General features: G+C 58.9%; 20 protein-coding genes, 1 tRNA gene and 1 pseudogene. 10 read left to right on the top strand and 12 right to left on the bottom strand.

Annotation, left to right across the window (positions count from 1 at the left end):
- Positions 1-72: 72 nt before the first annotated feature.
- From WLQ66_RS07145 to WLQ66_RS07125, 5 genes are all read left to right on the top strand, one after another.
- Positions 73-657, top strand: a complete 585-nt coding sequence (locus WLQ66_RS07145; protein ID WP_340545654.1) for an outer membrane protein — start codon at positions 73-75, stop codon at positions 655-657.
- A 365-nt stretch (positions 658-1,022) separates the two neighbouring features.
- Positions 1,023-1,607, top strand: a complete 585-nt coding sequence (locus tag WLQ66_RS07140) for an outer membrane protein (protein ID WP_340545653.1) — start codon at positions 1,023-1,025, stop codon at positions 1,605-1,607.
- Between the two features lie 340 nt (positions 1,608-1,947).
- Positions 1,948-3,345, top strand: a complete 1,398-nt coding sequence (gene cysS, locus WLQ66_RS07135) for a cysteine--tRNA ligase (protein ID WP_340545652.1) — start codon at positions 1,948-1,950, stop codon at positions 3,343-3,345.
- Between the two features lie 116 nt (positions 3,346-3,461).
- Positions 3,462-5,093: a citramalate synthase gene (gene cimA, locus WLQ66_RS07130; protein ID WP_340545651.1), complete on the top strand. Its 1,632-nt coding sequence runs from the start codon at positions 3,462-3,464 to the stop codon at positions 5,091-5,093.
- The gene (locus WLQ66_RS07125) at positions 5,093-5,872 is read left to right on the top strand and encodes a squalene/phytoene synthase family protein (protein ID WP_340545650.1); all 780 of its coding nucleotides are present in this window, start codon (positions 5,093-5,095) and stop codon (positions 5,870-5,872) included. The genes cimA and WLQ66_RS07125 overlap by 1 nt, the downstream gene beginning before the upstream one ends.
- Before the next feature lie 93 nt (positions 5,873-5,965).
- Here WLQ66_RS07125 and WLQ66_RS07120 read toward each other — a convergent pair whose 3' ends face one another.
- On the bottom strand, positions 5,966-7,192 hold the full coding sequence (locus tag WLQ66_RS07120; protein ID WP_340545649.1) for an MFS transporter: 1,227 nt from the start codon (positions 7,190-7,192) through the stop codon (positions 5,966-5,968).
- 91 nt (positions 7,193-7,283) lie between these two features.
- Between WLQ66_RS07120 and WLQ66_RS07115 the strand changes: the two genes are divergently transcribed.
- Together WLQ66_RS07115 and WLQ66_RS07110 are read left to right on the top strand one after the other, a co-directional pair.
- Positions 7,284-7,967: a DNA-3-methyladenine glycosylase family protein gene (locus WLQ66_RS07115; RefSeq protein ID WP_340545648.1), complete on the top strand. Its 684-nt coding sequence runs from the start codon at positions 7,284-7,286 to the stop codon at positions 7,965-7,967.
- Entirely contained in the window at positions 7,964-8,629 is a 666-nt protein-coding gene (locus WLQ66_RS07110) for an alpha/beta hydrolase (RefSeq protein WP_340545647.1), read from the top strand. The genes WLQ66_RS07115 and WLQ66_RS07110 overlap by 4 nt, the downstream gene beginning before the upstream one ends.
- Before the next feature lie 48 nt (positions 8,630-8,677).
- On the opposite strand, the gene WLQ66_RS07105 is transcribed toward WLQ66_RS07110, so the two are convergent.
- On the bottom strand, positions 8,678-9,370 hold the full coding sequence (locus WLQ66_RS07105) for a pseudouridine synthase (protein ID WP_340545646.1): 693 nt from the start codon (positions 9,368-9,370) through the stop codon (positions 8,678-8,680).
- Positions 9,371-9,995: 625 nt separating this feature from the next.
- On the opposite strand from WLQ66_RS07105, the gene WLQ66_RS07100 reads away from it, so the two are divergent.
- Positions 9,996-10,562, top strand: coding sequence for an HNH endonuclease (locus WLQ66_RS07100; protein WP_340545645.1), 567 nt, complete (start codon positions 9,996-9,998; stop codon positions 10,560-10,562).
- Between the two features lie 90 nt (positions 10,563-10,652).
- Here the strand turns inward: WLQ66_RS07100 and ocd are convergent, their stop codons facing one another.
- Together ocd and rocF are read right to left on the bottom strand one after the other, a co-directional pair.
- Positions 10,653-11,699 (bottom strand): ornithine cyclodeaminase, encoded by a 1,047-nt coding sequence (gene ocd, locus WLQ66_RS07095; protein WP_340545644.1) that lies wholly within the window; start codon positions 11,697-11,699, stop codon positions 10,653-10,655.
- Positions 11,700-11,832: 133 nt separating this feature from the next.
- Positions 11,833-12,759: an arginase gene (gene rocF / locus WLQ66_RS07090; protein ID WP_340545643.1), complete on the bottom strand. Its 927-nt coding sequence runs from the start codon at positions 12,757-12,759 to the stop codon at positions 11,833-11,835.
- Positions 12,760-12,871: 112 nt separating this feature from the next.
- Between rocF and WLQ66_RS07085 the strand changes: the two genes are divergently transcribed.
- Complete coding sequence (locus tag WLQ66_RS07085; protein WP_340545642.1) at positions 12,872-13,297, top strand: Lrp/AsnC family transcriptional regulator; 426 nt, start codon at positions 12,872-12,874, stop codon at positions 13,295-13,297.
- 75 nt (positions 13,298-13,372) lie between these two features.
- Here WLQ66_RS07085 and WLQ66_RS07080 read toward each other — a convergent pair whose 3' ends face one another.
- Both WLQ66_RS07080 and WLQ66_RS07075 read right to left on the bottom strand, forming a co-directional pair.
- Entirely contained in the window at positions 13,373-13,843 is a 471-nt protein-coding gene (locus tag WLQ66_RS07080; protein WP_340545641.1) for a disulfide bond formation protein B, read from the bottom strand.
- 2 nt (positions 13,844-13,845) lie between these two features.
- Positions 13,846-14,424: a YqaA family protein gene (locus tag WLQ66_RS07075; protein WP_340545640.1), complete on the bottom strand. Its 579-nt coding sequence runs from the start codon at positions 14,422-14,424 to the stop codon at positions 13,846-13,848.
- A gap of 172 nt (positions 14,425-14,596) precedes the next feature.
- Here WLQ66_RS07075 and WLQ66_RS07070 point away from each other — a divergent pair.
- A tRNA-Leu gene (locus tag WLQ66_RS07070) sits at positions 14,597-14,682 on the top strand.
- Positions 14,683-14,775: 93 nt separating this feature from the next.
- On the opposite strand, the gene WLQ66_RS07065 is transcribed toward WLQ66_RS07070, so the two are convergent.
- The 6 genes and pseudogenes from WLQ66_RS07065 to brxL all read right to left on the bottom strand — a co-directional run bounded on the left by WLQ66_RS07065 (position 14,776) and on the right by brxL (position 22,161).
- Positions 14,776-15,870: a site-specific integrase gene (locus tag WLQ66_RS07065; protein WP_340545639.1), complete on the bottom strand. Its 1,095-nt coding sequence runs from the start codon at positions 15,868-15,870 to the stop codon at positions 14,776-14,778.
- A gap of 549 nt (positions 15,871-16,419) precedes the next feature.
- Positions 16,420-16,606, bottom strand: a pseudogene (locus tag WLQ66_RS07060) (transposase); the annotation flags it as partial.
- A 522-nt stretch (positions 16,607-17,128) separates the two neighbouring features.
- Positions 17,129-17,998, bottom strand: a complete 870-nt coding sequence (locus tag WLQ66_RS07055) for a hypothetical protein (protein ID WP_340545638.1) — start codon at positions 17,996-17,998, stop codon at positions 17,129-17,131.
- Positions 17,999-18,001: 3 nt separating this feature from the next.
- Positions 18,002-18,556 carry a KwaA family protein gene (locus WLQ66_RS07050; protein ID WP_340545637.1) on the bottom strand — a complete coding sequence of 185 codons (555 nt, stop codon included), beginning with the start codon at positions 18,554-18,556 and terminating at the stop codon, positions 18,002-18,004.
- Between the two features lie 455 nt (positions 18,557-19,011).
- Complete coding sequence (locus WLQ66_RS07045; RefSeq protein WP_333848112.1) at positions 19,012-19,869, bottom strand: hypothetical protein; 858 nt, start codon at positions 19,867-19,869, stop codon at positions 19,012-19,014.
- A gap of 231 nt (positions 19,870-20,100) precedes the next feature.
- Entirely contained in the window at positions 20,101-22,161 is a 2,061-nt protein-coding gene (gene brxL, locus WLQ66_RS07040; protein WP_340545636.1) for a BREX system Lon protease-like protein BrxL, read from the bottom strand.
- Position 22,162: the final 1 nt, after the last annotated feature.

The following is a 22,162-nucleotide window of genomic DNA, read 5'->3' as shown; positions in this document are numbered from 1 at the left end:
CTGGAGGATACTGGTCGCAGATGGGTCGTCACGCGCGCTGAACCAGCGCGCAGCCAGAAAAGGGCAGCGCCGATGATACCGGCCATATTGCGCACCACGTTGAAGAACCGCCTGTCAGCGGGTCCGGCACGCCGGTCGGATGGTTCTGGCCATCTGTGGCGAGGGGCAGCCGCTGGTCTGGTGCTGAGCATCGGCATGGCGGGGCCGGTTGGTGCTGGCGATTGGAGCGGGTTCTTTCTGGGTGCCTCTATGGCTCGGGTGACCGGTGCCGCGTCTGACGGCGGTACCACCAGCGCGCCCGGTCTGCATCTGGGGTATGATCACGACTTTGGCCGCGTCATCCTGGGGGGAGAGGTCGAGGTTGATCGCAGCGGCGGGGCAGGCGACAGCCAGGCAGAGGATCAGACACACCGGATTAAGCTGCGGGCCGGATATGACATGGGCGAAACACTGGGCTATGTCACCATCGGATCGGCACGTCGCGAAACAGCGACAGACAGCGACAATGGCGCGGTCTACGGGCTGGGCGTCAGCTACTCTCTCAACCGGGCGCTGCGGTTGAGCGGTGAATACCTGCATCAGGACGCCAATGACGGCGCGGCGCTTCAGGCACCAGCGCGTGATATCCTGTCGATCCGCGCGTCATTTCAATTCTAGCGGCTGACACCCGCCGCACCACGCCCATCGTGTTTCCGCGCCGCGGCGGTTCCTGATCTCGTCAGGTTCGGCGCGGCAAAATCCACCCTTGCCGATCAGGATGACGCCTTTTCGGGCATGAGCGGCAATTGGCCCGTTGGCGGTTGGGCGGGCGCAGTCTTGCCAGTCGGCAGATCCGCGCCTCAATCCTATCGGCAGGAACCTGCCCTGAGCCCTGATTTTGGGCCAATAGGCGCGCAAGATCTCCAAAAAATCCGCAGGGGGCTGGAACAAAGCGGCCGGCAATCTTCTTTAGGTGAGGCAGACGCGAGAGTAGCGCGTCCAAGCAAAGACAGATGTCGAAAGACAGACAAGGAGAAGTCGAGATGACTCGTATCGTATCCATGGCCGCTATCGCCGCCGCACTGAGCACTCCGGCCTTTGCCGGCAATCTGGAAGAGCCCGTCGTGGCACCAGCACCTGCCGCACCGCCCGTCGTGGTTGCCAATGACGGTGGTGACTGGACCGGTGCCTATATCGGTGGCCAAATTGGGCAGCTGGACGCAGACACCAGCAATGGCCTGTCGGGAGATGACGTCTCTTACGGTGTTCATGCCGGTTACAACTATGACTTCGGCCGCTTCGTGCTGGGTGGCGAAATCGACTATGACGCCACCGATGTGGATCTGGGCGGCGGCGCTGCCACTGTGGACTCGGTGATGCGCGGCAAGGTCAAGGCCGGCTATGATTTCGGCCCGGTGCTGGCCTATGTGACCGGCGGTGTGGCGCAGGTTGATACCTCCGTCGGTGATGAAACCGGTGAATTCTACGGCATTGGCGTGGCCTATCGTGTCACCGACCAATGGACCGTCGGCGGCGAAGTTCTGGAGCATGACTTCGACAACCTGGGCAGCACCGGCATCAGCGCCGATGCGACCACCGTGTCGCTGCGCGCCTCTTACCAGTTCTGATGTTATCCCCTCGGGGATGATAGCGGCGCGTCCATTTCGGTGGGCGCGCCGTTTTCATGTGCAGATACCCCGCCCGGATCCCCCCGTACCCGCGGTGTCCTCCTGTGGTCGATTTGCAGGCTTGGCGGAGCTACTGCCTTGTGTTATGCAAATCCCATGAACCGGCTGTGCAACATTATTACCTGCTGCATTACCTGCTGAAAAACTCAGCGGGCTGGTTTCTGTCGTTCCCTTCTTTTGAACAAGTTGCTAAGCCCGCGCTGCGCGCCGCTGATCTGCGGCACCCGTTGGGAGATTGGCCTGAGGCGCCCTTGCGTTCCGGTCAGACGAAGGATTTGTGATGACGACGATCAAGCTGCACAACACACGCACCCGCGGCAAAGAGGTGCTGAACCCGATCAATCCCGACGATGTACGCCTCTATCTCTGCGGGCCGACGGTCTATGATCGCGCCCACCTGGGCAATGCGCGCCCTGTCGTGGTGTTCGATGTGCTCTATCGTCTGTTGCGTCATGTCTATGGCGCAAACCACGTGAGTTACGCGCGCAACTTCACTGATGTGGACGACAAGATCAACGCAACCGCTCTGGCGCGCAAGGAGGCTGGCGCCCCCGGCACGCTTGAGGAATTGGTGCAGCAGCGGACCGAGGAAACCATCAGCTGGTATCTGGCCGATATGGCTGAACTCGGGGCGCTTGAACCGGATCACATGCCGCGGGCAACCGCCTATATCCCGCAGATGATTGACATGATCGAAGCGCTGATTGCCAAGGGCCATGCCTATGCCGACGGGGCAGGCCATGTGTTGTTCTCGGTCAAGAGCTACAAGGACTACGGCGCGCTCTCCGGTCGCTCAGTGGATGACATGATCGCAGGCGCCCGGGTTGAAGTGGCGGATAACAAGCGCGATCCGATGGATTTCGTACTGTGGAAGCCCTCCACCGATGAGTTGCCGGGCTGGGACAGCCCCTGGGGGCGGGGGCGCCCGGGTTGGCATATCGAATGCTCCGCCATGAGCCACGAGCTGTTTGGCGCGAGTTTCGACATTCACGGTGGCGGCAATGATCTGATGTTCCCGCATCACGAGAATGAAATTGCGCAAAGCTGCTGCGCCCATCCCGAGGGCGATTTTGCAAGAATCTGGCTGCACAATGAGATGTTGCAGGTCGAGGGCAAGAAGATGTCCAAATCACTGGGCAACTTCTTCACCGTGCGCGACCTGTTGGATCAGGGCTATCCGGGCGAGGTGATCCGCCTTGTATTCCTGCAAACCCATTATCGAAAACCGATGGATTGGACCGACAAGAAGGCAAAGGAAGCGGAGGCAACGCTGCGCAAATGGCGGGCGCTGACCGCGGGCATCGAGCCCGCACCCACCGCTGCTGCCGCGGTTCTGGAGGCGCTGTCGGACGATCTGAATACAGCGGGTGCGCTTGCGGAGTTGCACAGGCTGGCCTCGGCCGGTGCCGCGGCGGATCTACTTGCATCGGCCAAACTGATGGGCTTGCTGAGTGATGAGATGGGGGCCTGGGCGGCAGGTGAAGACATTGATTTAAGCGCCTATGAAAAAGCGCTTTTCGAGGCGCGAGAGATCGCAATGAAAACCAAGGATTTCGCCGAGGTCGACCGGTTGAAGACCGCCTATCTTACCGCAGGCGTCGAGGTGCGGATGTCCAAGGAGGGGGTCCAGCTGGTGCCGGGGCCGGATTTCGACCCCGAAAAACTCGGCGCGATCTAGCCCCCGATACGGATCCTCGCGGGTGGGCGCCGGGCCCGCCTGCGGCAGATCCGACAGACAGCAGAGGCCCTCATGACGGGGCAACGACCATACTTTGCCAAGCCATGAGGCCAGCCATGACCAAAGACCGTCTTTACCTTTATGACACCACCTTGCGGGACGGGCAGCAGACGCAGGGCGTGCAGTTTTCCACCGCTGAGAAAGTTCGGATCGCAACCGCACTGGATGGGCTTGGGGTGGATTACATCGAAGGCGGCTGGCCGGGGGCCAATCCGACGGACAGCGGCTTCTTTGAAACCGCCCCCAGAACGCGGGCCACCATGACCGCTTTTGGCATGACCAAACGGTCCGGGCGTTCGGCGGCAAATGATGATGTGCTGGCGGCGGTGCTGAACGCCGGCACCGCTGCGGTCTGTCTGGTCGGCAAGAGCCATGATTACCACGTGACCCATGCGCTGGGGATCGATCTTGAGGAAAACCTCGACAATATCCGCGCCTCCGTCGCCCATCTGGTGGCCCAGGGGCGCGAGGCGCTGTTTGATGCCGAACATTTCTTTGACGGATACCGGGACAATCCGGACTATGCGCTTGCGGCCTGTCGCACAGCGCTTGAGGCCGGCGCGCGTTGGGTTGTGCTCTGTGACACCAACGGCGGCACCCTTCCGGCGGATGTGGGCCGCATCGTCAAGGAGGTGATCGCGGCAGGGTTGCCGGGGGAGCGTCTGGGGATCCACACCCATAATGACACCGAAAATGCGGTGGCCTGTTCGCTGGCGGCAGTCGACGCCGGGGCGCGGCAGATTCAGGGCACGCTCAACGGTCTGGGCGAGCGCTGCGGCAATGCCAATCTGACAACGCTGATCCCGACGCTGTTGTTGAAGCAGCCCTATGCCGATCGCTATGACATCGGTGTCAGCCGGGAGGCGCTGAGCACTCTGACGGCGCTCAGCCGGATGCTGGACGAGATCCTGAACCGGGTGCCGACGAAACAGGCCGCCTATGTCGGGGCGTCGGCCTTTGCGCATAAGGCGGGGCTGCATGCCAGCGCGATCCTGAAAGATCCAAGCACCTATGAGCATATCGACCCGGCGCTGGTCGGCAATACGCGCATCATCCCGATGTCCAATCAGGCAGGTCAGTCGAACCTGCGCCGGCGCCTGTCCGAGGCAGGCCTGAGCGTCGAGACCGGCAACCCGGCCCTCGCGCGTATTCTGGAGCGGATCAAAACCCGTGAGGCCGAGGGCTATTCCTATGATACAGCGCAGGCCTCGTTTGAGATCCTTGCGCGCGAGGAACTGGGGCAATTGCCCGGTTTCTTTGAGGTGAAGCGGTACAAGGTGACGGTCGAGCGGCGCAAGAACAAATACAACCGCATGGTGTCGCTCTCGGAGGCGGTTGTTGTTGTGAAAGTGGACGGCCAGAAGCTGTTGTCGGTCAGTGAATCCCTCGATGAGACCGGCAGCGACCGCGGGCCGGTCAACGCGCTGGCAAAAGCGCTGACCAAGGATCTCGGCCAGTATTCCAAGGCGCTGGATGACATGCGGCTGGTCGATTTCAAGGTGCGGATCACCCAGGGCGGCACCGAGGCTGTCACGCGGGTCATTATCGACAGCGAAGACAGCAAGGGGCGGCGCTGGTCGACGGTCGGCGTCAGTGCCAACATAATCGACGCCTCCTTTGAAGCGCTGCTGGATGCGATCCGCTGGAAGCTGCTGCGGGACACTGACACGGCGGGCGGCGCGGCTTGATGCTTGCATTTGACGATGATGTGACCGCCTGCGCCGATCTGGTGCAAAAGGGCGACCCGGATCGCTTTGCCACGGTGATGGCTGCGCCGGTTGAAGCGCGGGCGGCGCTGTTTACGCTCTACGCCTTCAACCTTGAGCTGGCGCGGGCGCCCTGGGCCTCGGCGGAGTCGATGATTGCCGAGATGCGCGTGCAGTGGTGGCGCGATGTCGGGACAGAGATTGCGGCCGGTGGCCCGGTGCGACGGCATTACGTCGCAACGCCACTGGGGGCGGTGCTGCGGCCTGACCTTGCGGTGCATATTGATGCCATGGCAGAGGCGCGGCGCTGGGACATCTACCGCGACCCCTTCGAGGATGAGGCTGCGCTGGCGGATCACATCGACAAGACGACGGGCGCGCTCATGTGGATGGCAGCGGCGACACTGGGCGCGCGGGATGAGACGCTTGTGCGCCGCTTCGCCTATGGCGTGGGCGTCGCCAACTGGCTGCGGGCAATTCCGAAGCTGGTTGCCGAGAAACGCGTCCCGCTGCTGGATGGCACGCCGGAGGGGGTGCGCGCGCTGGCGGAGAGCGGTCTCGCAGCGCTGAAGGACGCTCGCTCCAATCGTGCTGCAATCGCAAAATCGGCCTTGCCCGCACTGCTGCCGGGCTGGCAGGCCAGCGCGATCCTGCAACAGGCGGTGGCGGAGCCTCGGCGGGTGGCCGACGGGACCCTGGGCACCAGTGAGTTCCGCCGCCGTGCCAGCCTGATCTACCGGGTTTCCACCGGGCGCTGGTAAGGCATCAGACGCCGGATGGGACCAGATAAGAAAGACGCCTGCGGCTCCCCGTCAGGCGTCTTTTCATGTCGTGCGGTCTCGGCTCGCCGGAGATCAGTGACCGTGAACAGGACGCGGTTTCAGCACCAACCACAACAGCGCGCCGCCCGCCAGCACCAGGAAGGGTGCCATCGCCATATTGACTGCGGTCCAGCCTTCGACCGGGCTGCCGCCGGAGCAATTCATCAACCCGCCTGAAGCCAGCGAGGCAAAGGTGACACCGCCAAAGACCAGCAGATCGTTGAGCCCCTGCATCCGGCCGCGCTCATAGCTTTCATGAGCACCCGCCAGCATCGTGGTTGCGCCGATGAAGCCAAAGTTCCAACCGATACCCAGCAGGACAAGCGCGACAAAGAAATTTTCCAGATCAACGCCTTGCAGGGCAACAGCGCCAGCCCCGCCCAGGATCACAAGGCCCGCGCCGACGATTTTTTCGACACCGAAACGCGCGATCAGATGCCCGGTAAAGAAAGACGGTACATACATCGCCAGCACATGGGCGGTGACGACATCAGCCGCGCTGCCTTCGCTGAAGCCGCAGCCAACAACGGCCAGCGGTGTCGAGGTCATCACCAGGTTCATCAGCGCGTAGGACACCATGGCGCAGATCACTGCAACCGCGATGGTGGGGTTGCGCAACAGCTCCACCCGGCTGCGCCCCCGGGGCGCATCTTCGCTGGGCACCGGCGGTTTCGGGATCTTCAGGAACAGGAACAGGACTGCGCCCAGCACATTGACGGCGACCACGGCCATATAGGTGCCAAGGAAAGGGATCACAAAGGCCTGGCTTGTCGCCTTCACGATTTGCGGGCCGATGATCGCGGAGAGCAGACCGCCAGCCATCACATAGGAAATTGCCTTGGGCCGGAACGCATCAGAGGCGGTATCGGTGGCGGCAAAACGGTAAAATCCCTGTGCACTCATGTAGATGCCGGTGAGGAAACTGCCGAGGAGAAAGATCGGAAACGAGCCGAGGTAGAGCCCATAAGCCCCGACGACACCACCCAATGTGCCACCAGCGGCGCCAACAAAAAAACCCGCCTTACGTCCGTAGCGCTGCATGATCGCCGAAATCGGCGTTGCCGCCAGCATGGAACCGGCCACAATCAGCGAAATCGGCAGCGTTGCGAAACAGGCATTGCTGGCAAGCGATTGACCTGCGAGACCACCAATGGTGAAGATCATCGGCATCTGCGCACCCAGAAAGGCCTGCGCGAGCACGAGAATGACAACATTGCGCTTGGCGATGCGGTCGTCGGGGAGGGGGAGGCTGTCTGTCATGGCAGATGCGTATCCCCGAAAATCCGACAGGGCAAGATTGATGCTGCATCGGTGCGCTATGCGCGCGAAAAAGACGCAAAGGAGCGGTAAAATGACAGGATCGCAAACTCCGGTCGGTCAGTTTGGGGGTGACGCCCGGTCGGCCGCAATCGGGCGGATCATCACCAGCGATGCCTGTGTGCGTGAGGGCGCCCAATGGCTGGCCGCAAGCGACCCGCGCTTTGCCCGCGCGATCGACCTCTGCGGGCCCCTGCCGCTGCGCCGCAAACCGGAGGGTTTTGCCGAACTGCTCAGCGCGATTGTCAGCCAGCAGGTGAGCGTTGCCTCCGCCAATGCGATCTGGGGCCGGATGGTCGGAGCCGGGTTGGACACTGCGCCTGCTGTTTCCGCCGCCAGCGAGGACGACCTGCGCGCGGTTGGCCTCAGCCGTCAGAAGATCCGCTATGCCCATGCTCTTGCGGCAGCGGGACTTGATTTTGACGCGCTGCGCCAGCTCCCCGATGCCGAGGTGATCAAAATCCTGACACAAGTGTCCGGTATTGGCACATGGACCGCAGAGATCTATGCGATGTTTTCGCTTGGTCGGGCGGATGTCTTTGCCCATGGTGACCTGGCCCTGCAAGAGGGGGCGCGGATCCTGCTCGATCTGCCGCAGCGGCCAAAACCCGCCGAGATGCGCCGCATAGCTGAAGCCTGGTCACCCTGGCGGTCGGTTGCGGCGCGCGTGCTCTGGGCCTATTACCGGGTGGCAAAGGACAGGGAAGGGATCCGATGACACGAGTATTGACAGCTGAACGCAAGGCGCCCCTGTCGGGGCAGACACGATCTGTGGTGGTGTTTCTGCATGGCTATGGCGCCAATGGGGCCGATCTGCTGGGGCTGGCGGACCCGTTGGGGGAACATCTGCCGGATACGCTGTTTGTGGCCCCGGATGCCCCGGAGCGCTGCGCAGGCACGCCCTTTGGTTTCCAGTGGTTCCCGATCCCTTGGATCGACGGCTCCTCCGAAGAGGAATCGATGCGCGGCATGATGGCCTCCATCGAAGATCTGAATGCCTTTCTGGATGCGCTGATGGTGGATGAGGATGTGCTGCCGGAACAGGTGGTGCTGTTTGGATTCTCCCAGGGCACCATGATGAGCCTGCATGTGGCCCCGCGTCGCGAAGATGCGGTGGCTGGAATCGTTGCCTTCTCCGGCCGGCTGCTGTCGCCCGAAACGCTGAAGGACGAAGTTGTCTCGAAGATGCCGGTATTGCTGGTGCATGGCGACGCCGATGACGTGGTGCCGCCGCAATCTCTGCCAGAGGCAGCTGAAGCTCTGGGGGAGGCCGGATTTCAGGACGTCTTTGCCCATATCATGAAGGGCACAGGCCACGGCATCGCGCCCGACGGTCTGAGCGTGGCGCTGGCCTTCATGCGCGACAAGCTGAGCCTCTGATCCGCCAGAGCGGTTTGCCAGACAAAACGCCGTCGAAAGCCGTGCAGCCTAGCGCTTGCGCGGCTTTCGTGGTTTGCGGGGCGGCTTTTGCGGGTCTGACGGGGTTGTTTTTGCGCCTACCGCCTTGCGCCGGGCAATCGCCTGCCGGTTCGGGGCGGGTTTGGGTTTTGGCGGACCGGGGATGCTGGGCACCTCCAGATCTTCCCAAGTGCCGGGGCTGAGCCCGTCAAGAGTCCAGATGCCGATGGCCGCCCGGATCAGACGCAGTGTCGGATGGCCCACTGCCGCTGTCATCCGCCGTACCTGCCGGTTGCGGCCTTCGCGAAGGGTGAGGGCGATCCAGCTGTCGGGTACGGATTTACGCACCCGGATTGGTGGGGTCCGCGCCCAGATTCCCTGCGGTTCGTCGATCAATGCGGCCTTGGCAGGTCGGGTCAGCCCATCTTTCAGCTCAACACCCTCTGCAAGCGCCTGAATGGCGGCCGCATCCGGTGTCCCCTCGACCTGCACCCAATAGGTTTTCGGCATCTTGTGCTGCGGATCCGAGATCCACGCCTGCAAGCGGCCCTGGTCGGTCAGCAGCATCAACCCCTCGCTGTCGCGATCCAGTCGCCCGGCGGGATAGACACCGGGCAGGTCAATCCAGTCGCTCAGCGTGGCGCGCGGGCTGCCCTCGCTGCCGCGGTCGGTGAACTGGGGCAAAACATCGAAGGGTTTGTTGAAACGGATCAATCTGGTCATCAGTCTGCAATAGGCAGCCCCCGGCAGGCTGGCAAGGGCAGCGGCGTTGCCGGCAGTGTTTTCGCATAGGGGATTTCGCGACCGCCGACCCGCCAGCAGCTGTCATGCCGCTGTCACGGAATCATCCTACCGCTTGAGGCGAAGCGAGGTCAGTGCCCCGTTGCGATCATTGATAATGGGGGCTTGCCAGCTGACTGACACGATATATAGTTAAATCAAAGCAGGGGCGGGCTCCCCGCTCTGGTGTCGAAACGCAGGCAGACAGGGCGGTTGAGCCGTTGCAGAACATGCAGATCCATCAGCAAGAGATGACAGCATATGTCGCGCCTCCGGCGTGGACTGCAATCCGTGGTCCTGTTGCGCCGCAGAATGACACCGGGGTGAGGACGCGGCCGCAGACCGGGCTGCGAATACCTGTCTGGCCTTACCCGTGCCATCTGTCGGTATCCCTGCGGAGCACTGGCAGCAAGAAACCTGATTTGAAGACAAGCGCGTGGGCTCCACGCGCTTTTGTTTTTTTCAATACCGGGACGATCCGGCAGGCTGGAAACAGACTGCTGCGCCGCCCTGGGCAACGGCGTTGGTCCGGGCGCAGGCCACCGCTGTTGAAACGAGGAGGTGCAGTATGACCGTCGCCGTTGGTAATCTCAGAACATTGATTCTGAACGCGGATATGCAGCCACTCAGCTGGGCGCCGCTATCCGTCTGCAATTGGCAGGATGCTTTTGTCGCCGTCCATCAGGAGCGGGTCATACAGGTCAAAACCTACGAAGATGTGGCGGTTCATTCGGCCTCTGCCTCCTTTGAAGTTCCCGCCGTGGTCGCCCTCAAGCGGTATCGCAAGCGCAAGAAGGTGGCCTTTACCCGCTATAATGTCTTTCTGCGTGATGAATTCTGCTGTCAATATTGTGGCAAGCGCTTTGCGGCGAAGGATCTGACGTTTGATCACGTGATCCCTCGCAGCAAGGGCGGGGCCTCGTCCTGGACCAATATCGTGGCCTGTTGCAGCGCCGATAATCTGCGCAAGGGCAATCTGAAACCGCAGCAGGTCGGACTGAAACTGCGCCGCAAACCCTTTGCTCCCAGTCCGCATGAGCTGGATGCCATCGCCCGCCGTCTGCCCCGTCCGAAGCCTGAATTGCATCAAACCTGGATGGATTTTCTCTATTGGGATAGCGAACTGGACAGCTGAATCTCATCAGTCGTTCAAAAATAAGCTAAGGCCCCGACCGGACAGGCGGGGCCTTTTTCCTTAGAATAGCTGCGAGAGACAATCCCGATTTCAGCCCTTGGCGCGCTGCACCATGCCGAAGAGATCGCGCGGGTCGTCCGGGTCGGCGAGCATGTCCAGTTCCAAAAAGAAATCCGTGTCCTTGATCCGGTCGCGGATGTAGCGCAGGGCCGAGAAATCCTCGATTGCAAAGCCGACACTGTCAAACAGGGTGATCTGCTTGTCATCTCGGCGACCGGGCTTCTGGCCAAGGATCACCTGCCAGAGTTCCGTCACCTCAAAATCCTCCGGCATCTGCTGGATCTCGCCCTCGACGCGGGTTTGCGGCGGGAATTCCACAAAGACATCAGAGCGGGTCAGGATACCCGGTGCCAATTCGGTTTTGCCGGGGCAATCACCGCCGATGGCGTTGATATGGACGCCGCTGCCGACCATGTTGTCAGTGAGGATGGTGGCGTATTGCTTGTCAGCGGTGCAGGTGGTCAGGATCTGCGCGCCTTCAATCGCTTCTTCGGGGGTTGCGCAGGACACCACGGTGAGGCCGCTGCCAGCAAGGTTGGCGGCACATTTCACGGTCGCCGCCGGGTCGATATCGTAGAGGCGAACCGATTTCAGCCCGCAGATTGCCTGCATGGCGAGCGACTGGAACTCCGACTGCGCGCCATTGCCAATCATCGCCATTGTTGTGGCGCCCTTCGGGGCCAGATGTTTTGCAACCATCGCAGAGGTCGCGGCAGTACGCAGCGCGGTTAGGATGGTCATCTCAGTCAGCAGCACCGGATAGCCTGTGTAGACATCGGCGAGCAGGCCAAAGGCGGTCACCGTCTGCAACCCCTCTGAGGTGTTCTTCGGATGGCCGTTGACGTATTTGAAGCCATAGGCTTCGCCATCAGAGGTCGGCATCAGCTCGATCACGCCGACGTCGGAATGGCTGGCAACCCGCGGCGTCTTGTCAAACAGCTCCCAGCGTTTGAAGTCCTCTTCGATGTAATCGGCGAGGTCCCTCATCACGGTGTCGATACCGATCGAGTGAATGAGGCGCATCATGTTGTCGACGCTTACAAAAGGCACAAGCGCCTTATCCGAAGGTTGGGTCATGACCGGGTCCTTTCACGGGGGCTAAGGTGGATGCCTGCCAGCATGCAGCGCATTGACCCGCCAGCGGTTTCAGTTGTTAGAATGGCGCGCCGCAGGGGCGTGCCGTACTCGGCGGGCGCAGCCTGATGCTGGCTCATTGATAGCTTCGCGTCGGACGATCAAACACGCGCCGACCCAGGGCTGAGGCACAGAGATCGACCATCAGATGGGCCGTGCGCCCGCGTTCGTCCAGAAACGGGTTCAGCTCGACCAGATCGAGCGAGGTCATCAACCCGGAATCATGCAGCATCTCGCAGACCAGATGCCCCTCACGGACAGTTGCGCCGCCGGGGACGGTGGTGCCGACAGCCGGCGCCACGGAGGGGTCGAGGAAATCGACATCCAGCGAGACGTGCAACATGCCGTTGGCCTCGGCCACGCGGTTGAGAAAGGCCGAAAGCGGACCTGCAATGCCGTTCTCGTCAATCTCGCGCATGTCGTGACGATGAATGTTGCTCGCCTCCAGCGCCAGCCGCTCCGGGGTGTCGACCGACCGTAGACCGATCATACAGACGTTTTCCTGCGGCACCGGGTTCTGCACCTTCGGAAAGCCCGCAAAATCCGGGCGGCCGGTGAAATACCCCACCGGCGTGCCATGCAGGTTGCCACTGTCGGAGGTGGCCGGCGTGTGGAAATCTGTATGGGCGTCGAGCCACAGCACGAATTGCGGACGGCCTTCCTTGGCGGCGTGGTTGGCAACACCGACAACGGATCCGAGCGACAGGGAATGGTCTCCGCCCAGGAAAATCGGCAGGCCGTCCTTCATCGCTTCTTCCGCAGCGCGGATCAGGCGGTTGGTCCAGCCAATGGTTTCATTGCGGGCAAAGACAAGACCGTCATTGTGGTCGGCCTCATGGCTGGCCGGACGCAGGTTGCCCTGATCAATCACCTTGTGACCCAGGCTTTCGATGGCACGTCCCAGACCGGCGGTGCGATAGGCATCCGGCCCCATCAGGCACCCTGCACGCCGCTTGCCACTGTCTACGGGAGCGCCGATCAGAATACAGGTCTTGGATGTCACGCGCATATCTCCTCTGCGAAAAGTGAATACTCTTAGAAAGCTCCGATTTGAGGTGGAATCCAGCAGTCATTTCGCTCATATAGTAGGGCAAATCGTCAAGATGGAGATCAGATTGGACAAAACGGATGAACGGCTGATTGCCGCCCTGCGCCATAACGCACGCGCCTCACTCTCCGATCTTGCCTTGCAGCTGAACCTGTCGCGGACCACCGTCCGGGCACGGATCGAGCGGCTGCAGACCAAGGGCGATATCCTTGGCTTTTCCGTAGTGCTGAAAGAGGATGTGCTGCGCGACCCGGTTCGCGGTCTGATGATGATCGGTATCGAGGGGCGCGGCACCAGCCGCATCACCCGCCAGCTTCAGGGGCTGCCCGAGGTGCGGGCGATCCATACCACCAACGGACGCTGGGACCTGATCGTCGAGCTGGGCACCGAAACGCTGGAAACGCTGGATGCCGCGCTGGCAAAGATCCGCACCTTTGAAGGTGTGGTCAGCAGCGAGACCAATCTTCTGCTTGCCACAAAGAAAGACAGCTAAAAAGGATAGATCGCCGCGTGGAGAGCTGCGGCCGGGGCCCTGTGCGTCGGCTCCCGGTGACTGGCTGCACCGGGATCAGATCCGGTTTTTGCGCATGTGGTTGGCTGCGGCAATCCAGATCACCGCCAGCAGCAGCGAGGCAATCGCATTCCAGCTGGCCATCGACAGGCTGAACAGCTCCCACGGGACCTCGTCGCAGCGCACGAGCGGTGCCGACATGATCTTCTGCATCAGATCTTCGGAGCTCAGATTGCCGATCGGGCCGGAGGTGCAGGAGTTCGGACCTTCCCACCAGCCACGCTCAACCCCGGTATGATAGGCACCGATGGCGGCAGTCGCCAGCGCGGCCAGCGCGCCAAGGTAGGGCAGGATCAGCAGCGGTGCCGCCAGCGCCAGAGCACCGATGACGACAGCTGCGCCATGCGGATAGCGCTGCCAGATGCACAGTTTGCAGGGGGCCATCTCGCCGATGTATTGAAATCCAAAGGCACCAAGCAGCAGTGCAGCAGATCCGGCGCTGGCAATCAGGATGAGAATTCGGCTCATGTTTACAATACCTTCACTGCAAGAAACCCGCCGAACAACAACACCACAAAGACCGTAAAGACAAGCCCCAGCCGACGTTCGATGAAATCGCGGATCGGCGCGCCAAACTGCCACAGCAAGCCCGCAACCACAAAAAACCGCAGCGCACGGGCCAGAATGGAGGTCACAACGAAGGTTGCGATTGGCATCCCTGTCCAGCCTGACATGATTGTGATGACCTTATACGGAAAAGGCGTGATCCCGGCGATCAGCACCGCCCAGAACCCAAAATCATTGAAGCGGCTGTTGAATTCGACCATGGCATCTGCCTTGCCCATCGCGGCAAGCACCGGCTGGCCGATGCTGTCGTAGAAAAATGCGCCAATGGCGTAGCCGAGCAATCCGCCAGCCACGGAGGCAACCAGAGCCACCAGCGCAACCAGCCAGGCACGTGATGGGCGCGCGAGGATCATCGGGATCATCAGAACATCCGGCGGGATGGGAAAGACCGAGCTTTCGATGAAGGCAACGCCGGCCAGCCACCACAGCGCCTTTGGGTGGTCGGCCAAGGCCATCGTTCGATGATATAGCGCACGCAGCATCCTGTGAAGCTCTCCCTGGCAATCCGCCCTGAGCGGTGCCACGTCGGGATGAGCAGGTCAACCACGATGGTTGCCCGCTACACAGCCGTCGGCAGGCAGATGTTTTTTTGCCGCCAGCCGCGCGATTTGCCTATGGACCTCGGCCTTTGGCTTGGGTAGGAACGGGACAGAGGCCCAAGTGGCGGAATGGTAGACGCAGGGGATTCAAAATCCCCCGCTGGTGACAGCGTGCCGGTTCGAGTCCGGCCTTGGGTACCAATCGCAAAGCATTGCAATTGCAAGAAAAAACCGCCGGTTGTCAGACCGGCGGTTTTTTCATTTCTTACGTGACTCCCACGGCTGACTCCCACTTCACTCTTGGAATCGTCGCAGTTGAGCTGTACGAGACATCGCTTTCTGGTTCGCTTCTTTGCGGTACTTTGCGACTGTTTCGAGGCTCTGGCCGGTCACAGCTTGGATCTCTGCATCCGAGCAACCAGCTTCCGCAAGTTCAACGCACGCGCGCTTTCGAAGCCCATGAAGGCTATAACGCTTCGCGTCATCGTCGTGTGTTGCGGCGAGCTCTGTGAGCGTGGAGCGCCACGAGCGAAACGACTTCTCGATTTCGTCATAGGAGCGCGGGGCTACATCTGTTTTGGAAAGCACATGCCTTGGGCCTTCGTCGAGGCTTTCAACCACCATTCGGAGACGTACAGGGCAATAGATATCGAATGTCTCATTACCCTTTTCATCCACGACGGTGACCCACTCCCCGTTGAAAGAGCTCCTGAGCATCTTGATCGCTGCAGCAGGCCTTTGACCGGTGCCAAGGATCAGTTCTCCTCCAATCCGTACGTCGTCGGGGGCATTAGAAAGTGCATCGAGAAGCCAGTCGGGCCACGCCAAGAATGAGCGCTGAGCGCCATATTTGTCTACCCCCTGGACGGGGTTGTCTCCGAGCGGCCAGTCGAGCTTATTTTTTGCGTAGTTCCAGAGGATGGATACGGCTTGCAGCATCCAATCGGCAGCTCTTGGCTTTGCGGACATGGAATTGTGTTTCTTACGGATGGCTGACTTGGTGGTCGAAGACATTGGTTTGTCAGCGTTTTTTTCGAGTATCTTTTCAAACTCCCTGTTGTACGACTTTTTCGTCCCAGCAGAGAGCTTCTTCTGGATAGGCGCATCGTTACGCCACTCGCGGATACATTCAGCCCAGGTGTGCTTGGTAGGCTTCGTTTGCTTCTGGTGCCTTCCCGCTTCTGCAGCCCAGTATTCCTCGTCAAGCTTTTGGAGGTCACCATCCCAATTAAGCTTAATGTTACGTTCTTTCCTTTTCCCCGAACTATCGGTCCATGTGACACGGTGATAGGGGACCCAACTCGTACCATTACGCGGCCAAACCCACTTCAACCGCTCGCGCTCGAGCTTCGGTTTTTTGGTTCTTTTCTTATTCGAAATCTTCGTCATCTTCCGGCTTTCTACTTGTACCATTTAGGATTGCTTCGAGATCGGATACCCGCCAGCGGGTTGCTTTTCCGATATGGAGAGGTGGAGGGAGCGCCCCGCAGCCTACAAGCTGGCGAAATTCGGCCGGCGACATGTCAAGCATGGCGGCGGCGGTGTTCTCTTTTACGGCAATGGGTTGGGCGCGAAGAGGCATCCGTAAGCTCCGGTGGTAGGAGTTCAGGACATCGGTTCATAAATTTTTTGACGGAAACGTTCTGAGGCTGAAGCACCTCGGGAAACATAACGAAAGGCGTTCATCTCATTCCTAAGTAATTGGTAAATCTATAAAAAATTCAATGGTCTGGATGCGATACTTATCGATTGGTTCATGGCTGTTTCTCCTCAGGGCCGCTCTTGGAGCGTCTGCTCACTGCGTCTCAAGAGTAAGGATTGGCCAACTTGTTCTCAGGCGAAGAAAATAGTTTGCGAAAATCGGTGTCGGCGTTTGCAAAGAGGCGACGGATACAGAGGCTCCGCGTGCCCCTCACCTTGTCGGCAAGCGGTTGGCTTCTCATCTTCCAGCGCCTTCAGGCGCGCCGCCTCCCATACCTCCATGCCGCCATACTTGGACTTCGGCTTGAAAAAGGGACGCCGGGCTCAGCCCATGCTGACGGCACACGTCCGCCGTCGGCATCCGGACTTCCTGCTCTTTGGTCAGTCCGATGATTTGCTCCTTGGTGCAACGGCTATTTCGCATTCGCCTGCTCCTACACAGGTTGGGCAGAATCTACCTCATGGTGAGGGATTTTTCCGAGGGCACGTCAAAGGCGCTCACGCCCAACTCAAGCGACGGAATTCTGCGTCCGCGAACGGGTGTTGTTCTACGGAATGGGCGTATTCTTTGAAAAACTCGTGCTTTATCGGAGGGTGTTCGGCAGATTCAATTCCTGCATGGGATGGGAGGATCGGTGATGGTTGGACTGCGGCAGGAGACGCAGCCGGAGTTGTTCTATGAGTTCTCACTTGAGGATTATGTCCCGCAGAACCATCTGCTTCGCGCCATCGATCGGTTCGTCGACCCGTCCGGGAGGGAAGCGGACATCCAGCCAAGAGCGCGCCCCTCGATGCTGCGCGACCGACACAGGCGGCGGATTCCGGACCTTCGCTGCGAATGCGTACCAAACAATGCCCGCGCCAGAAAGCCGACATTCGGAAACTTGAAACTCAGATAGTAGTCCGCAGTGCCGCAAGACGGCGTCGCGTGCCCACCGCGAACGCTTCAGGCCACTGGGCGCTTGGAGTTCGTCAAGTAGGTTTCTTCAGAGAAGACCCCCTTATAGACGCTTTCCTCCAAGAAGCTGAGGACCGTTTTGAGGTCGCGCTTGACGGATGGTAGAACAATGCGACCACCGTCTTCGTCCAGCGTAAGCCCTACGGCATTTGCCCGGGCTATGATCTCTGGGGCAGAGTGTTTGACCAAGATTTCCGATTTATGGATTCCCCGTATCAATTTTCGGCAGCGTTCATCCATTTGGCTGTCGAAGACGGCTCGGTTCTCGATATGAAAAGATGAATGCCGTGCAAAGTCGTCAACTTCCTGAGCGGTTGCTTCGGCAAAATGCTCTTGAACTGTCAGGATCGATCGAAGCACATGGAAGCTGACGAACATGACAGTGTCGCTTTGAACAACAGCGCCCAACCGTTCGTCCAGCGAAAACCCTTTCTCTGACAGTTTGCCAAACTGATTGTCGTTAAACGTCAGCGTCAGACCCTTGCGCTGCAAATACTGGGACGACCGAAACTTCTGAATAAGAATATGTCCATCGATTTGCTCGGAGTGCATGAAAAGAGCTTTGACCCCAGCCTCATCATAGTTGGTGATATCCAAATGGTCGTAGGCCCCCGCTCCGTTGACCAACGTCTCATTCAGCTGCGCAAGAAGATCGGCGTCCGTGATACAAAGCAACTCGTTGCCGTCGGGCTTCCAGTCGCCATTAAACTCGATGGGTTGATCCTTGCCGTCAAAGAAGGACCGTTCCTGTTCATCGAAGATCGCTTCAATTTCGCCCTGCACGCCTGCCTCCAAGGGCACCCGCCGCACGATATTCTGCCCGTCCTGTTTACAAAATGCAAAAAGCGTTCTCGGCATTGGTTACTCCGTTTCCAAAATCACATAGTCCCCCAGTTCGATCCCATTGATCGTTTGGTCGCCTTTACGGATCGTCCGCTTGGTGATCAGGATGTTGGTGACATTCTGTGGTGTGCCGACACGGTAGAAGTGCCAGCCGAACGCACCAAGAAGGGGGTTGAAAAAGTAGCTGTGGCTGGTCACCGCGATAAAGGCGAAGATCGCAATCGTGGGTATCCACATGATCCAGTTCAACTTGCCGAAATCAGCCGTAAACAACGGCAAAAGATACAAGAGCATAATCGCCATGTTCTCTCGGTCGGCAGGCTCCACCGTGGTGATACGGTGTCGCTCAGCAGCAGGGGCGCGGGTGGAGCGTGTCGTCTTGAGAACCCATAGGCACACCACGACCAATGTCGTTGAGCCGAGCAACAGCCACAACATAGTTGACCACGCATCGTTGAAGGCAGCCACGAACGCATATGTGTACCCAACCGGCGCGATAGCGGTGGCAGTCAGGGCAAGGCGTGCCAAGCTGTTAAGCAATTCCCAAGACCTTCTGCTTGCCGACTTGGACATGCAGGACCATCGCGTCAGACAGCATGGAGTGATCCTCGCCTAATTGGGCGCCCACCTTGTTTAGTGCCTGTCAGGCATCCAATTAGGCTGTCCAGCTCATCGACCCAGAAACCCATTTCCTCAGAAATATCGTCGTGAGTGACCGCATAATCCGAACGATCGCCGTTTGAATTCCAAGAAACCATCTAAACCGATACTCGCTTCCCTACCCAGTTACCCCTAAAGAATACACGCCTTCCGGGTGAAATCTATAGTGTGCTTTTGACCTTTTACCTATTGTTGAGTGGGAACATACATCACCAACTGGTATTGCTGCGAACTGCACGAACGGCTGCTTTCAGGTGCTGCCGAGATGGCAGCTGAAAGTCTGATCTGGGCCGGTCGCTACCCGTCCAGCAGTCAGGGCGGAGAGTGCGAGTTGGCGGCACTTGGCAAGAATGGCGGTAGTGCACAGGTCAATCGGTCGTCTTTTCGAAGCCTTTTACCCATGCCGCGAAGTCGTGCTTAGCATCTGGATAAAACCACTCGGTTAGCGCGAGGACGATTACCAGCGCGGAAACGACTTGCCCGGCGGGAGTCCAAATATACTTCTCCCATAAGAATCGTACGGACCCGCCGTGAACATCCCACCATTTCGCTTTCGTTTTTAGATTTCCGGCGATTTCTGCTTCAAGCAGACTCGAAATTACGTCGGCTTTCCTTAGTGTGCTTTGATGCAGCGCAAGAAACTTTCGATCCTTGAAGGCGTAAGCCTCGTCTTTGCCTGACAAAAAGTCTTTATCGGTTATCTTGTTGATCTTCATAATACTTTCGAGGCGAGGGTGCCCAGCGTAGCGCTTGCCGTATCTCGCAACAAACATGCGCGCGAGATCGAATTTCTTCTCATCGGGAACCTCTACCGGCGCACCTCCCAAGACTTCGTAGCGGTGTTCAATCGCCTGGAAGCCATAGTTTATGTCCCGCATATTCCAGTGGACCCAAAGCGCATGGGCAACGTGTGCTCGAACATAATCGAAGAACTGATCCAAGAGCTCTTTCTCTATATCGTCATAGATATCCCATGCATCCTTACCTGCAAACTTTGGCAGTTCCGAAATTTGGTGGATTGAGAAAGAACGTGTCTGCCCATTCCCAAAATTGCGGCATGCAATCGATGTTATTCTGGGTGTGCGCCTGTCTTCAGAATCATAGAAGCTCTCGCAAGAGTAATGAATCAGGATCACCTGATCTTTCTTCTGATGGAGCATCGAAAATTGCTGCTGAGCCGCGCGTTGGTTTTCTACAAAAGACAAAAATGCTTCTCCAACCTTCACTTGTGGTACCAATACACAGCTATGTGATGATCCGCCATCCAAAACCCAACGCACCGCATGAGGACAGATGTGGGCTGATTAAGCGACGGGCAATGTAGTAACGGCGGCGGAGGTCGATGCCACCAACAACCAGTTCGCAGTCGGTTCGACTTCGCACTTGCAGCGAATGGCTGTTCTCGCAGGCTGCGCCGCAGCAACCGAAGTAGCTGACGAGTGGCCGCAATGGGCCGTTCACTGCCTCACATACGTTACATAAAACCCTTTCAACATGCGATGCTCCTGAAGGCGATCACCAAGATTGAAACCTTCCCGACGCAGCGGTGCCTGGAAGATGTCCAGTCCGCGATCGAGAACGATTTTCCAGCCGGTGTCTGTCACAATGTCGCGGGCATGAGCGGTGCCAGAGGTATCGAATGCCCAGGTGAATTCCACACCGGAGCCTATACAGGCTTCGGTGATGCTTTCCAATAGGTCACGCTGTCTCTGAATGTCACCGTCATGTGGTCCCGTCACGAGGTGAATGGAGACTTGATCCTCCGGGGCTTTCCGTCGAATGACCATTTCGACCAACTCCATCATGTTCCGGATTTGATAGAAGTAGCGAATATATGGGTCTGTCACGATGATCCGCGTGGCACCGTCGGTGTAGTGGCCGAAAAGCTTGTCGTAGCTGACACCTTTACGGTTTTCGGCGAAAACGTGATGTCCTTCTTCTGGCAGCGGTTTCTCTGGGGCGCTCGTCGGCTCTGACGACGTATCGGCAGTCTCGACAACCTCCTCGTCTGTCTCAGAGCCTTCCAATTCTCCCAGGTCGGGTGCCGGTTTGCGGTGATAGAACTGCGGGAACTCCTGCTCTTCAACAGTCTGAATATGTTGCTTCTTGCCGTCTCTGCCAGAATAGAAGAAGTCCACGTCTGGATAGGTGGTATCAATCCTGAGAAGTTGATCCTTGACCCTTTTTCGGCTTTCCATGGCCAGCTTGAGCAGCTCCTCGACGTCTTCGGCTCTTTCGCCGCCGGCCGGGAAGATGACCTTCAGCATGCCCGACATGGTTTTGTAGATGGCATCCCGATCTCGGGTAGATATCTTTTCACTCACGCTGAAGTGCTGGTCGGGGCGATTTGAGAAGTCTTCCTGGCGCAGATGGCGCAGGATCTCGGCCAGGTAGTCGACGATGAACCCGTAGCCGTTTGTGAACATCTCGCCGCGGATCACATCGATCTCCCAACCCGGCAGATAGGCATGTAGGCGGTCGATGAAGGCGCTATCGTGGAACTGCGGAGGCAGGGCTTCAAACAGGTCGCTGTTTTTCAGCATGTAGGGCACGTTGTGATCGGTGTTGCCGACAAAGGCAAAGCTGGCTTCCGCCCCCATGGGGTTCACCCCCCTGGAGAAGGTCTTATTGGCCATGTAGTTCTTCATGATGTCGACAAGCGCTTTGTTTGCGGTTTTCTCGCGCCCGGCAAATTCATCGAAAGCCACCACATCCCAATAGCCGACAAGCCCGATCCGCCCGTTGGAGTTGTTCACAAACAGCTTCGGGATTGTCACTTCGCCCCCGGATATCAACTGTCCATGCGGCGAGAATTCAGAATAGATATGCGACTTGCCGGTTCCCTTTGGCCCGAGCTCGATGATGTTGTAATTCCGTTCGACAAACGGGATCAGACGCATCAGTTGCAAAAGCTTGCTGCGGCGTCCGAAAGCTTCAGGGTTGAAGCCGATGGATTGCATGAGCAGGTCGATCCACTCATCCTTGCTGAACTGGCCGCGGGCCTCTTTGTAGCCGTCATAATCAACGCGGGCGATTTGGATCGGCTTGATGGATTCCAACACCCACGGGGAGGTCCGGGCATCTTCAGAGAATTCATACTGCACATCGGCGATGCACCAGACACTGGTCACCAAGAGCTTCGGGTGGGCCTTTACCGTGCCGCTGTCCACGGCGACCTTCTTGATGCCAAGGTTGTCAAATACCGCCTCGTAGCTGTCTGTCTTTTCATTCAGCGCGACACTGATCTGATCGATGACTTTGTAGCGGCCTTTTTCCTTGATCGTGGACTGGATCAAGCCGGCTTCGTTGCGATGCACATAGTGCTTGCGCAAGATGTCCTTGACCGTCTCGATGCCGCTTTGGATAGAAGCCTCGTCATCGGTCGCGCAGTATTGGCCAAGCAGGTATTCCAGCACATAGGTTGGGACGATCGCATTGCCTTTGACAGCTTTCACCAGATCCTTGCGGACCACATAACCTGCGAAATGTTCGTTGATCTTGTCGTCGAGAGACCCCATG

Source organism: Phaeobacter sp. A36a-5a (assembly GCF_037911135.1).
Lineage (GTDB): Bacteria > Pseudomonadota > Alphaproteobacteria > Rhodobacterales > Rhodobacteraceae > Phaeobacter > Phaeobacter bryozoorum.
This window is presented reverse-complemented; position numbering and strand designations above follow the sequence as displayed.